The sequence below is a fragment of the Streptomyces sp. NPDC051738 genome, from assembly GCF_044453205.1.
Lineage (GTDB): Bacteria > Actinomycetota > Actinomycetes > Streptomycetales > Streptomycetaceae > Streptomyces.
The window spans coordinates 124,468-138,971 of the sequence record NZ_JBITCM010000010.1 but is presented as its reverse complement, the minus strand read 5'-3'; the positions used below and the strand labels follow the sequence as shown (position 1 = coordinate 138,971).

At 70.5% G+C, this 14,504-nt stretch carries 11 protein-coding genes; 4 read left to right on the top strand and 7 right to left on the bottom strand.

The annotated features are described in order from the left end of the window. Nucleotides 1-17: 17 nt before the first annotated feature. Nucleotides 18-2,216 carry a serine/threonine-protein kinase gene (locus ACIA8X_RS24135; protein WP_399459061.1) on the bottom strand — a complete coding sequence of 733 codons (2,199 nt, stop codon included), beginning with the start codon at nucleotides 2,214-2,216 and terminating at the stop codon, nucleotides 18-20. A 195-nt stretch (nucleotides 2,217-2,411) separates the two neighbouring features. Between ACIA8X_RS24135 and ACIA8X_RS24130 the strand changes: the two genes are divergently transcribed. Then, nucleotides 2,412-3,497 carry a serine hydrolase domain-containing protein gene (locus ACIA8X_RS24130; protein WP_399459060.1) on the top strand — a complete coding sequence of 362 codons (1,086 nt, stop codon included), beginning with the start codon at nucleotides 2,412-2,414 and terminating at the stop codon, nucleotides 3,495-3,497. A 118-nt stretch (nucleotides 3,498-3,615) separates the two neighbouring features. Here ACIA8X_RS24130 and ACIA8X_RS24125 read toward each other — a convergent pair whose 3' ends face one another. Beyond that, complete coding sequence (locus ACIA8X_RS24125) at nucleotides 3,616-5,322, bottom strand: glycerol-3-phosphate dehydrogenase/oxidase (RefSeq protein WP_393453410.1); 1,707 nt, start codon at nucleotides 5,320-5,322, stop codon at nucleotides 3,616-3,618. Nucleotides 5,323-5,584: 262 nt separating this feature from the next. Here ACIA8X_RS24125 and ACIA8X_RS24120 point away from each other — a divergent pair, with 262 nt between their 5' ends. Further along, on the top strand, nucleotides 5,585-6,793 hold the full coding sequence (locus ACIA8X_RS24120) for a nucleotide sugar dehydrogenase (protein ID WP_393453407.1): 1,209 nt from the start codon (nucleotides 5,585-5,587) through the stop codon (nucleotides 6,791-6,793). Nucleotides 6,794-7,474: 681 nt separating this feature from the next. On the opposite strand, the gene ACIA8X_RS24115 is transcribed toward ACIA8X_RS24120, so the two are convergent. The 4 genes from ACIA8X_RS24115 to ACIA8X_RS24100 all read right to left on the bottom strand — a co-directional run bounded on the left by ACIA8X_RS24115 (nucleotide 7,475) and on the right by ACIA8X_RS24100 (nucleotide 11,871). Then, nucleotides 7,475-8,599 (bottom strand): GuaB3 family IMP dehydrogenase-related protein, encoded by a 1,125-nt coding sequence (locus tag ACIA8X_RS24115; RefSeq protein ID WP_393453404.1) that lies wholly within the window; start codon nucleotides 8,597-8,599, stop codon nucleotides 7,475-7,477. 105 nt (nucleotides 8,600-8,704) lie between these two features. Beyond that, nucleotides 8,705-10,210 carry an IMP dehydrogenase gene (guaB, locus tag ACIA8X_RS24110; RefSeq protein WP_393453401.1) on the bottom strand — a complete coding sequence of 502 codons (1,506 nt, stop codon included), beginning with the start codon at nucleotides 10,208-10,210 and terminating at the stop codon, nucleotides 8,705-8,707. 166 nt (nucleotides 10,211-10,376) lie between these two features. Beyond that, the gene (locus ACIA8X_RS24105; protein ID WP_093905211.1) at nucleotides 10,377-10,964 is read right to left on the bottom strand and encodes a sigma-70 family RNA polymerase sigma factor; all 588 of its coding nucleotides are present in this window, start codon (nucleotides 10,962-10,964) and stop codon (nucleotides 10,377-10,379) included. A 295-nt stretch (nucleotides 10,965-11,259) separates the two neighbouring features. Next, the gene (locus tag ACIA8X_RS24100; protein WP_003948568.1) at nucleotides 11,260-11,871 is read right to left on the bottom strand and encodes a response regulator transcription factor; all 612 of its coding nucleotides are present in this window, start codon (nucleotides 11,869-11,871) and stop codon (nucleotides 11,260-11,262) included. A gap of 381 nt (nucleotides 11,872-12,252) precedes the next feature. Here ACIA8X_RS24100 and ACIA8X_RS24095 point away from each other — a divergent pair, with 381 nt between their 5' ends. Further along, complete coding sequence (locus ACIA8X_RS24095) at nucleotides 12,253-12,582, top strand: WhiB family transcriptional regulator (RefSeq protein ID WP_393453399.1); 330 nt, start codon at nucleotides 12,253-12,255, stop codon at nucleotides 12,580-12,582. A gap of 47 nt (nucleotides 12,583-12,629) precedes the next feature. Here ACIA8X_RS24095 and ACIA8X_RS24090 read toward each other — a convergent pair whose 3' ends face one another. Next, nucleotides 12,630-13,535: a LysR family transcriptional regulator gene (locus ACIA8X_RS24090; protein WP_393453396.1), complete on the bottom strand. Its 906-nt coding sequence runs from the start codon at nucleotides 13,533-13,535 to the stop codon at nucleotides 12,630-12,632. Nucleotides 13,536-13,647: 112 nt separating this feature from the next. Here ACIA8X_RS24090 and ACIA8X_RS24085 point away from each other — a divergent pair, with 112 nt between their 5' ends. Continuing rightward, nucleotides 13,648-14,421: an SDR family NAD(P)-dependent oxidoreductase gene (locus tag ACIA8X_RS24085; protein WP_393453393.1), complete on the top strand. Its 774-nt coding sequence runs from the start codon at nucleotides 13,648-13,650 to the stop codon at nucleotides 14,419-14,421. Nucleotides 14,422-14,504: the final 83 nt, after the last annotated feature.

Here is a 14,504-nt window from a genome sequence, read left to right as displayed (position 1 = left end):
ACCGGGACCAGCTCACTTCACGACTTCGGCCGGAAGGAATCCGCCAGCGTCCGCCACGTCTCCTTGCGCAGCTCGCTGCCCCAGTTCGCGCCCTTCGCGGTGTACATCAGCGCATATCCGAGTTGGTCGTTCACGACGAACCCCCGGTCGATCGTCCGGTACTTCGTCCCGTTCTCGACATAGGTGAACTCCCAGTCGGCCGTGTTCCAGCTGCGGTAGTCCACCTTCTCTATGCGGATCTTCTTGTACTGGGAGCGCGTCATGTACTGCTCCTGGTCCTTCCAGTCCGCCACCGGGTCGCCCTTCGGCGTGGTCGTCCAGGCGACGAGCAGCTTCTGCCCGTCGGGCCCGGTGAACCGGTCCCCCGCCGACCCCGCGGTCTGGAACTTCCATCCCTCGGGCAGCCCGATCGAGTACCCCTGGCTCCCCTTGTGGGTCGACGCGACCCCGCTGTCGCTCCCGGATCCCGCCTCGGCCCCGCTCCCACCGGTCGCGCTCGCCCCGGCACTCGGCGTACTCCCGGCCTCCGCCCCGGAACCGGACCCCTTCTCCGTGCTCCCGGACTCAGCACCGTCCGTATGCGTACCGCTGCCCTTGTCCTGCTTGGTGTCGGCACTCGCGTCGGCCGAAGCCTTGGCGGAGCCGCCACCGCTCGCCGACGCCTTCGAGCCGTCATCACCGTTGAAGGCAACGGCCAGCACCACTCCGATCACGGCGAGCACCACGACCACCGCGATGATCACCAACGTCCGCTTCGGCACCACATCGGTCAGCGGCGCCCTCGGCGCGGGGCGCGGTGGCAGATCCGGCGGCGTCATCACGGGCCACCCCGAACTCCGCCCCTCTGCCTGCCCGTTCGCCGCCTTGCCATCCCGCCCACCGCCACCGGCACTACCGCCGCCACCCGCACTCACAGCAGCGCCAGCACCGGCACCGGCACCGGCACTTGCAGCGGACCCGGCAGCCGACTTGGCCCCGGCCTCGGACGACCGGCCCGAAGCCCCCGCCCCCGAAGACGTCGTGGCCCCGCCCACTCCCGTGGACGACCCACCGGCCGCCCCCTCGCGGCCACCCTGCGCGCCCGCCCCCGAAGCAGCCGTCTCACTCCCGGACTTGGCACGAGCCGCAGCCGCCCCGGCCGCACCCGCACTCACCGCGGCCTTCCGCACGGACCTCAGCGCCCCGCGCAACCGCTCCCCGGCCTCCTCGCCCCGCTTGCCACCGGCCCCGGAGCCAGACCCAGATCCGGTACCCGCACCCGAACGCCTCTTGCCCTCAGGCCCATCGGGCTGCGGCGGCAACGGCACGACCTTCGTCGCGTCCAGCGGCTCCGGCTCGTCCTTGGGCTCGGGCGCATGGATGACGGCGTTGAGCATCGCGCGCGCACCGGCGTCGTCGAGCCGCTTGGCGGGGTCCTTGGTGAGCAGGCCGTAGATGACGTCCTTCAGCGGTCCCGCGTTCTTCGGCTCCTCCAGCGGCTCGGTCATCACCGCCGTGAGCGTGGCGATCGCGGAGCCCTTGTCGTACGGCGGCGCACCCTCGACCGACGCGTACAACAGCCCGCCCAGCGACCAGAGGTCGGCCGCCGGGCCCGGCTTGTGGCCGCGGGCCCGTTCCGGGGAGATGTAGGAGGGCGCGCCGACGAGCATGCCGGTCGAGGTGATGGACGGGTCGCCCTCGACCTGCGCGATGCCGAAGTCGGTGAGCACGACCCGGTCGGTGTCGGACTCCAGCAGGACGTTCGACGGCTTCACGTCGCGGTGCAGGATGCCCTCACGGTGCGCGGACCGCAGCACGTCGAGGATGGCCAGGCCGACCTCTGCCGCCCGCTTGGGCTCCAGGAGGCCGTCCTCACGGATGACCTCGGCGAGCGACTTGCCCTCGACGAGCTCCATCACGATCCACGGCCGGTCGTCCTCCTCGACGACGTCGAACACCGTCACCGCACTGTTGTTGCGGATCCGCGCGATCGCCTTGGCCTCACGCAACGTGCGCGTGATCAGCCGCCGCTTCTCGTCCTCGTCGATGTTCGACGGGAACCGCAGCTCCTTGACCGCGACCGTCCGCCCCAGGGTCTCGTCCTCGGCACGCCACACCGTGCCCATGCCGCCCCGGCCGAGCACACCGCCCAGCCGATACCGCCCCGCGAGGAGACGCTCGTGGTTGTCCTGACGAGTGTCCTGACGAGATGTCCCCGCCCGCTCCGCCTCCGACATGCGTCCCCTCATACAACCCGCCCTGACAGAGCCTCCATTGTCTCTCACCCGACAAGTGCCCCACGCCCAGGGTGCCCCTGGCCCCGCAACGCCACCGCACCACCCGACCCTCCCGTCCCCCGGTGCACCCGAGCCCCGCTGAATCGCACATTCCGCCGACCGGCATGATGGGCCACGGCAAGGGAAGGAACCCGCATGGCACGACCGGCGACACCCCTGTTTCGGACGCTTCTGAGCAGCTCTTTCGTGTCCGTGTCCCTCCTTAGTCTGGTGTCCGCGGCACTCCTCGGTCTGGCCCCGCTCGCCTCGTCGGCGCCTTCGCCCCGGCCGTCGGGCGCTCTCCTCCCGCAACTCGTCACCAAGGGCAAGGCCCCCGCCGCGGCCCTGCTGGCCCGCGACCAGACCGGCACCCGCTATGCCCAGGCCGGACAGGGCATCGCGCTCACCGACCACTTCCGCGCCGGCAGCCTCACGAAGAGCTTCATCGCGACGGTCGTCCTGCAACTGGCCGCCGAAGGACAGCTGTCCCTCTCCGACACGGTGGAGCGGTATCTACCGGGCCTGGTGCGCGGAGCGGGCAACGACGGGCGCGCGCTGACCCTTCGTTCCCTGCTGACCCACACCAGCGGCCTGTACGAATTCACCGCCGAGACCGGGGGCACCGTCCCCGTCACCCCGCTTCAGGCCGTACGCATCGCACTCACCCACCCCCCTGCCGAACGCGGCAGCTACTCCTACTCGAACACCAACTACGTACTGCTCGGCCTGGTCGTCGAGCAGGTCACCGGCCGCTCCTACGCCGCCGAGGCCGAGCGCCGCATCATCGCTCCGCTGGGTCTGACCGGCACCTCCTTCCCTGGATCCCGCACGTCTCTTCCCTTCCCGCACGGCCGTGCCTACGCCACCGACGGGACCGATGTCACCGAGCTCGACCCACGGGTGGCCGGGGCCGCGGGCGAGCTGGTGACCACGCTCACCGACCTCGACCGCTTCTACTCCGCGCTGCTCGCCGGCCGGCTGCTGCCCCCGCACTGGCTGCGCGAGATGCTCGACACCCGTGCCGCACATGGCGCGTACGGCATGGGGCTCTTTCCCGTGAAGTTGCCGTGCGGCACCGTCGTATGGGGGCACAACGGGCGCATCTCCGGCAGCTACGTGCGCTCCGCGGCCGCCGTCGGCGGTCGTCGCGTCCTGACCTTCCGGGTGAACACGACGGCGATCGCAGATCCCGGTCTCGAACCCCGGCTGCTCGCCGCCGAGTTCTGCCCTCGCACCAGATAGAACGGCCGAGGTCCGAGCAGAGATCCCCACTCCCGTCACCCATCCGAGTGACGTTCGCCCCGCGAGCCTCCAGCTCGGACCTACAGCGTCACGTCAGATTCACAGCGGCACCTCAGGCCTACAACGGCACGATGTCCGGCGCCCCCAACCGCGCCGCGTCCGCCGTCAGGTCGTCCGGCTGCCGCTGCGACTCCCGCTCGGCCTCCACCCGCTTCTCGTAGTGCTGGATCTCGCGCTCGATGTGGTCCTTGTCCCAGCCCAGCACCGGCGCCATCAGCTCGGCCGCCTCGCGGGCGCACCGCGTCCCCCGGTCGAAGGTCTCGATCGAGATGCGTGTCCGCCGCGTCAGCACGTCGTCCAGATGCCGCGCCCCTTCGTGCGAGGCGGCGTACACGATCTCGGCGCGCAGATAGTCGTCGGCGGACTGCAGGGGTTCGCCCAGTGCGGCATCGGCGGCGATGAGTTCGAGCACCTCCTCGGCCAGCGCTCCGTACCGGTTCAACAGGTGCTCCACCCGCACCACATGAATCCCCGTCCGCGCCGCGATCCGCGCCCGCGCGTTCCACAGCGCGCGGTACCCCTCGGCGCCCACCAGCGGAATGTCCTCCGTCACGCACTCGGCGACCCGCATGTCGAGACCGTGCACGGCCGCGTCCACCGCGTCCTTGGCCATCACCCGGTACGTCGTGTACTTGCCGCCGGCCACGACGACGAGCCCCGGCACTGGGTGCGCCACGGTGTGCTCGCGCGACAGTTGGCTGGTGGCGTCCGACTCACCGGCGAGCAGGGGCCGCAGCCCGGCGTACACCCCCTCCACGTCGTCGCGGGTCAGGGGCACCGCGAGCACCGAGTTGACGTGTTCCAGCAGGTAGTCGATGTCGGCGCTGGACGCGGCCGGGTGGGCCTTGTCGAGGTCCCAGTCGGTGTCGGTCGTGCCGACGATCCAGTGCCGGCCCCAGGGGATGACGAACAGCACGGACTTCTCGGTGCGCAGGATCAGGCCCGTCGTGGAGTGGATGCGGTCCTTGGGGACGACCAGGTGGATGCCCTTGGAGGCGCGGACGTGGAACTGCCCGCGCTCCCCCACCATCGACTGGGTGTCGTCGGTCCACACACCGGTCGCGTTGACGATCTGCTGGGCCCTGATCTCGTACTCCCCGCCCGCCTCGACGTCCTGCACCCGGGCCCCGACGACGCGTTCGCCCTCGCGCAGGAACCCGGTCACGCGCGCGCGGTTGGCGACCTTCGCGCCGTAGGCCGCCGCCGTACGGACGAGGGTGGCCACATAGCGGGCGTCGTCCATCTGCGCGTCGTAGTACTGCAGGGCACCGACCAGCGCCTCCTTCTTCAGGGCGGGGGCGACCTGCAGGGCGTGACGGCGGCTCAGGTGGCGGTGCAGGGGCAGGCCCCGGCCATGGGTGCGGGCCATCGACATGGCGTCGTAGAGCAGGACACCGCACCCCGCGTACAGCCGCTCCCAGCCCTTGTACTGCAGGGGATACAGGAAGGGGACCGGCTTCACCAGATGGGGAGCCAGCCGCTCCAGCAGGAGTCCGCGCTCCTTCAGCGCCTCCCGCACGAGCGCGAAGTCGAGCATCTCCAGATAGCGCAGGCCGCCATGGATCAGCTTGCTGGACCTGCTGGACGTGCCCGAGGCCCAGTCACGGGCCTCGACCAGGCCGGTGGACAGTCCTCGGGTCGCCGCGTCGAGGGCGGTGCCCGCACCCACGACGCCACCGCCCACGACCAGTAGGTCCAGCTCGCGCTCGGCCATTGCCGCCAGTGACTCGGCGCGCTCCGCCGGCCCCAGTGTCGCTGTCCTCACCGCTGCCTCCCGCTCATCGGTCGCGTAGGCCGCACCCGTCGGGCGAAGCCCGGTTCGTACCCCCCATGCCCAAATTCTGACCGGGTTGCCCGACTTCAGCCACCACTCACCCCCAGCCTGTGGACAACACACAAGGAAACGCGATCATTCAATCCCGCAAATCGGTCATATTTACTCCTAGTCTGACATTGCGGCCCCTCGTTCTGTCCACAGGGCTTGCGCACCTGCCCCGCTTCGGTTATTGGGAAGGACGGCCCACGCCATGCCCTCAGATCTCGCCGTCATCGGACTGGGCCCGTACGGCCTGCCGCTGGCCAAGGCCGCCGTCGCCGCCGGCATCCCCACGCTCGGTTACCGGATCGGGCCCGAGTCCGTCTCCCTCAGCCCCGCCGAACTGCGCCGGATGCTCTCGGGGGGCTTCCGGCACGCCACCAACCCCGCCGAGCTCGGCCGCGTACGCACCGCCGTCATCTGCCCGCCGACCCCGCGCGGCGCCGACGGCGGGCTCGATCTGAGCCAGCTGGAGACGGCCGCCCGCACCCTGGCCGAAAGACTCCGCCCGCACACCACCGTCATCCTGGAGTCGCCCGTACCCCCGGGCACGACCGAGGACGTCCTGCGCCCGCTCCTCGAAGAGGGCTCGGGGCTGCGCGCCGGCCGCGACTTCCACCTGGCCTACTCCCCCAGCCGCGTCGACCCCGGCAACCGTGACTTCACGCCCGCCAACACCCCCAAGGTCATCGGCGGCCTCACCCCCGCGTGCACCGAGTCGGCGGCGGCCTTCTACGGCCGTCTCACCGACAAGGTGGTACGCGCGCGTGGAGTGCGCGAGGCGGAGACCGTGCAGGTACTGGAGACCAACTTCCGGCACGTCAACATCGCCCTCGTCAACGAAATGGCCGTCCTCTGCCACGACTTGGGCATCGACGTGTGGGACGTCATCCGCTGCTCGGAGACCAAACCGTTCGGTTTCCAGGCCTTCCGTCCCGGGCCCGGCGTCGGCGGCCACGCCGTCCCCCAGGACCTCACCGGCCCCGCCGGCCGCACCCTGCGCATGGTCGAGCTGGCCCAGCAGGTCAACGGCCAGATGCCCCGCTACGTCATCCAGCGCGCCGCCACCCTCCTCAACGAGCACGGCAAGTCCGTGCGCGGCGCCCGCATCCTCCTCCTCGGCGTCACCTACAAGCCCGACGTCGCCGACCAGCAGTCCACCCCCGCCCACGAGGTCGCCACGCGCCTGCTGGAGCTGGGCGCCTGCATCAGCTTCCACGACCCCTACGTCGCCTCCTGGAGCGTCCTGGACCGCCCGGTACCGCGCGCGGACGCGCTGTACGAAGCCGTCGCGGAGGCCGACCTCACGATCCTGCTTCAGCAGCATCGGACGTATGACCTTCAGGGGCTGTCGGTGAAGGCGCAGCTGCTGCTGGACACGCGGGGGGCGGCGCCTACGGGGGCGGCGCATCGGTTGTGAAGGGGGGCGCGTGGGGTGCGCGAGCCTCCGGGGTTGGTGGCGTGGGGCATGCTGCGCCGGTACCGTGTGGAGAGGTGGAGCCCAAAGCAGCCGGTAATGCAGTACTGCTCAGGCTCCCGGGCGATTCACGAAGTGTCCGCCCCTAGCTTTCATAGGGGCGGCCGCTCACCGGCCCACCAAAGGGTGGAGCCCACCACAGTGGCCACTGCGATGGGCTCCGAACGGGTTACGGGTGTCCGCCCCTAGCTGTTATAGGGGCGGCCGCTCACCGTCCGTAGTACCACAAGATGCACCTCCTCCGGAACTTCACCAGCCGAAGCCAAGTGCGGTCCCAGCGGGTGGGCTTGCGGTGACGACCCATGGGTGCGCCCCCTTCCATGACGCCGCCCAGTGGCCCGGTGAACGGTTCATTGGATTTCGGTCCGGGCCCCGAGGGCGGGGTCCGGACCATGTCCTTGGAAGGGGGCGCCCCGAGAGCCGGGTCGCCGATCACCGACACTACCGCCCCCCTTCGCCCGTTCAGCCCACATTCGCCCCAAACGCAACCACGCGCCCCCTCCGGCACAACACGCCCCCGCCCAAGCCCACTTGGGCACACAAAAGGGCCGGTCACCCCACCCGGAGTGACCGGCCCTTCCCTGACGCAGACGCCGCAGAAGCAGCGGCGTAACCGCGTAACGCCTACCGCATGTGCTGCGAGTCCGCGACCGTCACCTCGACCCGCTGGAACTCCTTCAGCTCGCTGTACCCGGTCGTCGCCATGGCCCGCCGCAGGGCGCCGAAGAAGTTCATCGAGCCGTCGGGAGTGTGCGACGGACCCGTCAGCACCTCCTCGATCGTGCCGACCGTGCCCAGGTCGACCTTCTTGCCGCGCGGCAGATCCTCGTTGACCGCCTCCATGCCCCAGTGGTTCCCCTTGCCCGGCGCGTCCGTGGCGCGGGCGAGCGGGGAGCCCATCATCACGGAGTCGGCGCCGCAGGCGATCGCCTTGGGCAGGTCGCCGGACCAGCCGACGCCGCCGTCCGCGATCACGTGCACGTACCGGCCGCCGGACTCGTCCATGTAGTCGCGGCGGGCCGCGGCCACATCCGCGACGGCCGTGGCCATCGGGACGCGGATGCCGAGCACGTTGCGCGTGGTGTGCGCCGCGCCGCCGCCGAAGCCGACCAGGACGCCCGCCGCGCCGGTGCGCATCAGGTGCAGGGCGGCGGTGTACGTGGCGCAGCCGCCGACGATCACCGGGACGTCGAGCTCGTAGATGAACTGCTTCAGGTTCAGCGGCTCGTGCGCACCGGAGACGTGCTCCGCCGAGACCGTCGTACCGCGGATGACGAAGATGTCCACGCCGGCGTCGACGACCGCCTTGGAGAACTGGGCCGTGCGCTGCGGGGAGAGCGCGGCGGCCGTGACCACGCCCGAGTCGCGCACCTCCTTGATGCGCTGCCCGATCAGCTCCTCCTTGATGGGAGCGGCGTAGATCTCCTGGAGGCGGCGCGTGGCGGCCTCGGTGGGCAGCGCGGCGATCTCGTCGAGCAGCGGCTGCGGGTCCTCGTACCGCGTCCACAGGCCTTCGAGGTTCAGCACGCCGAGGCCGCCGAGCTCGCCGATGCGGATCGCGGTGGCCGGGGAGACGACCGAGTCCATGGGGGCGGCCAGGAAGGGCAGCTCGAAGCGGTAGGCGTCGATCTGCCAGGCGATCGAGACCTCCTTCGGGTCCCGCGTACGGCGGCTGGGGACGACGGCGATGTCGTCGAAGGCGTACGCCCGGCGGCCGCGCTTGCCGCGCCCGATCTCGATCTCAGTCACGTCTGTGGCCTTTCCCTGATGCGTTCAGCGTCTTCCAGTATCGCCGACGGGCACGGCAAGGGCGGCCCCGGTGCTTCCGGGACCGCCCTTCGCGACGCCTGGCGACTACTTGCTGCGGCTGTAGTTCGGCGCCTCGACCGTCATCTGGATGTCGTGCGGGTGGCTCTCCTTGAGGCCCGCGGAGGTGATCCGCACGAAGCGGCCCTTGGTCTCCATCTCGCCGATGGTCGCCGCGCCCACGTAGCCCATGGTCTGGCGCAGCCCGCCGACGAGCTGGTGCAGCACGTTGGCCAGCGGGCCGCGGTAGGGCACCTGGCCCTCGATGCCCTCGGGCACGAGCTTGTCGTCGGAGGCGACCTCGGCCTGGAAGTAGCGGTCCTTGGAGTACGACCGGCCCTGGCCGCGGGACTGCATGGCGCCCAGGGAGCCCATGCCGCGGTACGACTTGAACTGCTTGCCGTTGATGAAGAGCAGCTCGCCCGGGGACTCCTCGCAGCCCGCGAGCAGCGAGCCCAGCATCACGGTGTCGGCACCGGCGGCGAGCGCCTTGCCGATGTCGCCGGAGTACTGCAGGCCGCCGTCGCCGATCAGCGGGATGCCCGCGGGGCGGGCGGCGAGGGAGGCCTCGTAGATGGCGGTGACCTGCGGGACGCCGATGCCGGCGACCACGCGGGTGGTACAGATGGAGCCCGGTCCGACACCGACCTTGATGCCGTCGACACCGGCGTCGATCAGCGCCTGGGCGCCGTCACGGGTGGCGACGTTGCCGCCGATCACGTCGACGCCGACGCTGGACTTGATCTTCGACATCCAGCTGAGGGCGTTGCTGCTGTGGCCGTGCGAGGTGTCGACGACCAGGAAGTCCACCCCGGCCTCGGCGAGCGCCTGGGCCCGCTCCAGGGCCTCGGGGCTGGCGCCGACGGCGGCACCGACGAGGAGGCGGCCCTCGGAGTCCTTGGCGGCGTTGGGGTACTTCTCCGCCTTGACGAAGTCCTTGACCGTGATGAGGCCCTTGAGGACGCCCGCCTCGTCGACCAGGGGAAGCTTCTCGATCTTGTGGCGGCGCAGCAGCTCCATCGCGTCGCTGCCCGAGATGCCGACCTGGCCGGTGACCAGCGGCATCGGCGTCATGACCTCGCGCACCTGACGGCTGCGGTCGCTCTCGAAGGCCATGTCCCGGTTGGTGACGATGCCGAGCAGCTTGCCGGCCGGGTCGGTGACGGGGACGCCGCTGATCCGGAACTTGGCGCACAGGGCGTCGGCCTCGGCGAGGGTCGCCTCCGGGTGCACCGTGATCGGGTCGGTGACCATGCCGGACTCGGACCGCTTCACCAGATCGACCTGGTTGACCTGGTCCTCGACGGAGAGGTTGCGGTGCAGCACGCCGACGCCGCCGAGGCGGGCCATCGCGATCGCCATGCGGGACTCGGTCACCTTGTCCATGGCGGCCGAGAGGAGGGGGATGTTCACCCGGACGTTGCGGGAGATACGGGACGAGGTGTCGACCGCGTTGGGGAGCACCTCGGATGCGCCCGGCAGCAGCAGCACGTCGTCGTAGGTCAGCCCGAGTGTCGCGAATTTACCGGGCACTCCGTCGACGTTTGCAGTCATGACACCTTCCCCAAATGGCCTTGATCGGTGCGGATGTCCATGCTAACGGGAAGCACGGCTCGCAAATTCCACGGTTCTGTATGGCTCCGGGCTTCGTATGTTCGTACGGAACCGAGGAGAAGCCTGTTCATTTGGGGGCGCACGCAAGGGAGCGCTACCGGGAGCGCTACTGCTCGGCCAGCGCTCGCAGCCTGCTCAGCGCCCTGTGCTGGGCCACCCGGACCGCGCCGGGTGACATTCCCAACATCTGACCCGTCTCTTCCGCGGTCAACCCCACCGCGATCCTCAGCAGCAACAGCTCCCGCTGGTTCTCGGGGAGGTTGGCCAGCAGCTTCTTGGCCCACTCGGCGTCGCTGCTCAGCAGCGCCCGCTCCTCCGGGCCGAGGGAGTCGTCCGGGCGTTCCGGCATCTCGTCGGACGGAACCGCCGTCGAGCCGGGGTGTCGCATCGCCGCCCGCTGCAGGTCGGCCACCTTGTGCGCGGCGATCGCGAAGACGAACGCCTCGAAGGGGCGGCCGGTGTCCCGGTAGCGCGGCAGCGCGAGCAGGACGGCGACGCAGACCTCCTGCGCGAGGTCCTCCACGAAGTGCCGCGCGTCGCCCGGCAGGCGGGACAGCCGGGTGCGGCAGTAGCGCAACGCCAGGGGGTGGACATGGGCGAGCAGGTCGTGTGTGGCCTGCTCGTCTCCGTCGACGGCGCGATGGACGAGTGCACCGATCGCCCCTGCGGCACTCGCCGCCTCGTCGTCGCGCATCGGTCCATGGTGCCTTGCGGCCGTACGGTCCGCGGCATCGTGTCCGTTGTTGTGCACCGAAGCGTTATGAGCAAGTGCGCCGGAACTCATCCCCTGCGCCCTCCCCTTCCGCTCGACCGACTCGTCCCCGAGAGACTCCACATCTCAAGGATGCGGCATCCGCGCCGAAACGAGCACCGGGCACCGACAGAGCCACTTTGACCGACCCCGCAACCGCGCCCCCAAAGGGGCGCGGGGAACTGCGCGACCAGCCACATACGACCCGGACACAGCAACGGTCTGCAGGACCGAGCTCTCAGCGAACCAGACCCCAACGGAACCCGAGCGCCACCGCGTGGGCCCGGTCCGAAGCGCCGAGCTTCTTGAACAGCCGCCGCGCGTGCGTCTTCACGGTGTCCTCCGAGAGGAACAGCTCCCGACCGATCTCCGCGTTGGATCGACCATGGCTCATACCCTCGAGCACCTGGATCTCACGCGCCGTAAGCGTCGGCGCCGCACCCATCTCGGCGGACCGCAGCCGCCGCGGGGCCAGCCGCCAGGTCGGATCGGCAAGGGCCTGCGTGACGGTCGCCCGCAACTCCGCTCGCGAGGCGTCCTTGTGAAGGTAGCCCCGCGCGCCCGCGGCGACCGCGAGGGCCACGCCGTCCAGGTCCTCGGCGACGGTGAGCATGATGATGCGCGCACCGGGGTCGGCGGACAGCAGCCGCCGCACGGTCTCGACGCCGCCCAGACCGGGCATGCGTACGTCCATCAGGATCAGGTCCGAGCGGTCGGCGCCCCAGCGGCGGAGGACTTCCTCGCCGTTGGCCGCCGTCGTCACGCGCTCGACGCCGGGCACGGTCGCGACCGCGCGGCGGAGCGCCTCTCGGGCAAGCGGGGAGTCGTCGCAGACGAGGACGGATGTCATGGCCGCCCTCCGCAGCTGATGCACGTCACCTTGAGCCTCCAGGCTGGTACGAAATCGTCACCTGTGCGGTCGACCGTCTCGGACGCCTGCCCGAGCGTGTATTCCTTCGACCGCCTCCGCCCTCTCAACGACGGTCACTCGAAAGAGTTACGGGGCCGTGTGCCATCTTCGGCACTCTACGTGAGGGGGCGGACACGGTGCAGACATGCACGACGGACCCACAACGTTTCATCACAACCCATGCCCCATTCAGCCCTTTTTCTTCCCATTTGTTGGCGTCTGAGGCTAGATTCGCAATGAGTCATATTTTCATCTCCTTAGATCGTAGATGTACGGTCGTGGACACCGTATCCGCCCAGAACGGCTACAAGGGGTCACGCAATGGCAGATTTCTCCCGCCTTCCCGGACCGAACGCGGACCTGTGGGACTGGCAGCTCCTGGCTGCCTGTCGCGGGGTGGACAGCTCGCTCTTCTTCCATCCGGAGGGCGAGCGCGGTGCGGCCCGGAGTGCTCGTGAGAACTCGGCCAAGGAGGTCTGCATGAGGTGCCCGGTGCGCGCGCAGTGCGCGGCGCACGCGTTGGCGGTGCGCGAACCGTACGGCGTCTGGGGCGGCCTGACCGAGGACGAGCGTGAGGAGCTCATGGGGCGGGCGCGCAACCGGCTGGTCTCGGCGGCGACGACCGGCGGGGAGTCCGCCTCCCACAACTGAAGGAACGTTTCTTCAAGAGGGCACGCGCACGTGTGCACCTACGTTCACTAGCGGGTGGCCGCGCGCGCCAGCTGCTCCAGCGTCACCGCCACGGCCGGCACCTGCGCCAGGTCGGGCAGGGTGAGCGCGACGATCTCCCGCCGGACCGCCGGTTCCAGCCGCACCATGCGCGCCCCCCGCGGTCGTACGGACTCGACGGCGAGCTGGGGAAGGACGGCCACGCCCAGGCCGGCGCCCACCAGGCCGACGACCGCCGGATAGTCGTCGGTGGCGAAGTCGATGCGGGGCGTGAAGCCGGCGCTCTCGCACACCTCGATCAACTGGCCCCGACAGCGCGGGCATCCGGCGATCCATGGCTCGGCCGCGAGCTCCCCGATGGCGATGGAACCCGACGGCGCGGTGCGCGCGAGCCGGTGACGTTCGGGTACGAGGGCGACGAGCCGGTCGGTCAGCAGGGGGCGTACGACGAGGTCGTCCCACTCTCCTTCCTGGGCAGCGCCCTCGTACCGGAAGGCGAGGGCCACGTCGCAGTCGCCCTCGCGCAGCAGCTCGACGGACTGCGGCGGCTCGGCCTCCTCCAGCGAGACTCGGGTGCCGGGGTGTGCGGCGCGCAGCGCGGCGAGGGCGGTCGGGACGAGGGTCGAGCTGCCGCTGGGGAAGGAGACGAGGCGGACGCGTCCGGCGCGCAGACCGGCGATGGCGGCGACCTCCTCCTCGGCGGCGGTGAGCCCGGCGAGGATCCCGGCGGCGTGCCGCACCAGCGCCTCACCGGCCTGGGTCAGCCGCATCTCGCGACCGCTGCGGATCAGCAGGGGCGTGCCGACGGACGCCTCCAGGGCCTTCATCTGCTGGCTGACGGCGGGCTGGGTGCAGCCCAGTTCGCGGCCCGCCGCGGAGAAGGAGCCGGTGGCGGCGACGGCGCGCAGCACACGGAGATGACGAGCCTCGATCACAGGTCGAGCATAAGCGGGCCTTGGACATGTCGCCGAAGAGCACATGGGCGCTTTGACTGCCGGTCGCCGGAGGAAAGCGGATGTCCACAGTCCGGGTCACTAATCTTGCGCCATGACAACGGCATTGATTACGGGATCGACCGCGGGCATCGGCGCCGCGTTCGCGCGGCGGCTTGCGGCTGACGGGCACGACCTCGTCCTGGTGGCCCGGGACACCAAGCGGCTGCGCGAGCAGGCGACCGAACTGCACGACCGCCACGGCATCGAGGCGGAGGTGCTGACGGCCGACCTCGCGGAGGACACCGGCATCGAGACCGTCGCCGCCCGCCTCGGCGACCGCCGCAACCCCGTCGACCTGCTGATCAACAACGCCGGCTTCGGCAACAAGGGCCGCTACCTCGACGTCCCCATGGCCGACGAGCTGAAGATGCTCAAGGTGCACTGCGAGGCCGTACTGCGGCTGACGTCGGCGGCGACGGAGGCGATGCGGGAGCGGGGGCGGGGCGGTGTCGTGAACGTCGCCTCAGTGGCGGCCTTCGTGCCGCGCGGGACATACGGCGCGTCCAAGGCGTGGGTCGTGCAGTTCACTCAGGGGGCGGCGAGGGATCTGGCCGGGAGCGGGGTCCGGTTGATGGTGCTGTGCCCGGGGTTCGTGCGCACCGAGTTCCATGAGCGGGCCGGGATGGGGACGGACAACATCCCGGCGTGGATGTGGCTGGATGCGGACAAGCTGGTGGCGGCGGCGCTCGGGGATCTGGCGCGCGGGAAGTCCCTGTCGATTCCGGACCCTCGGTACAAGGTGCTGCTGGGGGCGGCGAAGTTGGTGCCCCGGGGGATGCTCGGGGGGATCAGCTCCAGGACGGGGCGCAAGTACGGGCCGCAGTAGGGGAGCCCGGCAGAGAACCCCGGCAGAGAGCCCGACAGGCACCGCGCCCCTGCCGCGAGGAGAATGGTGCCGTCCAGCGCGCC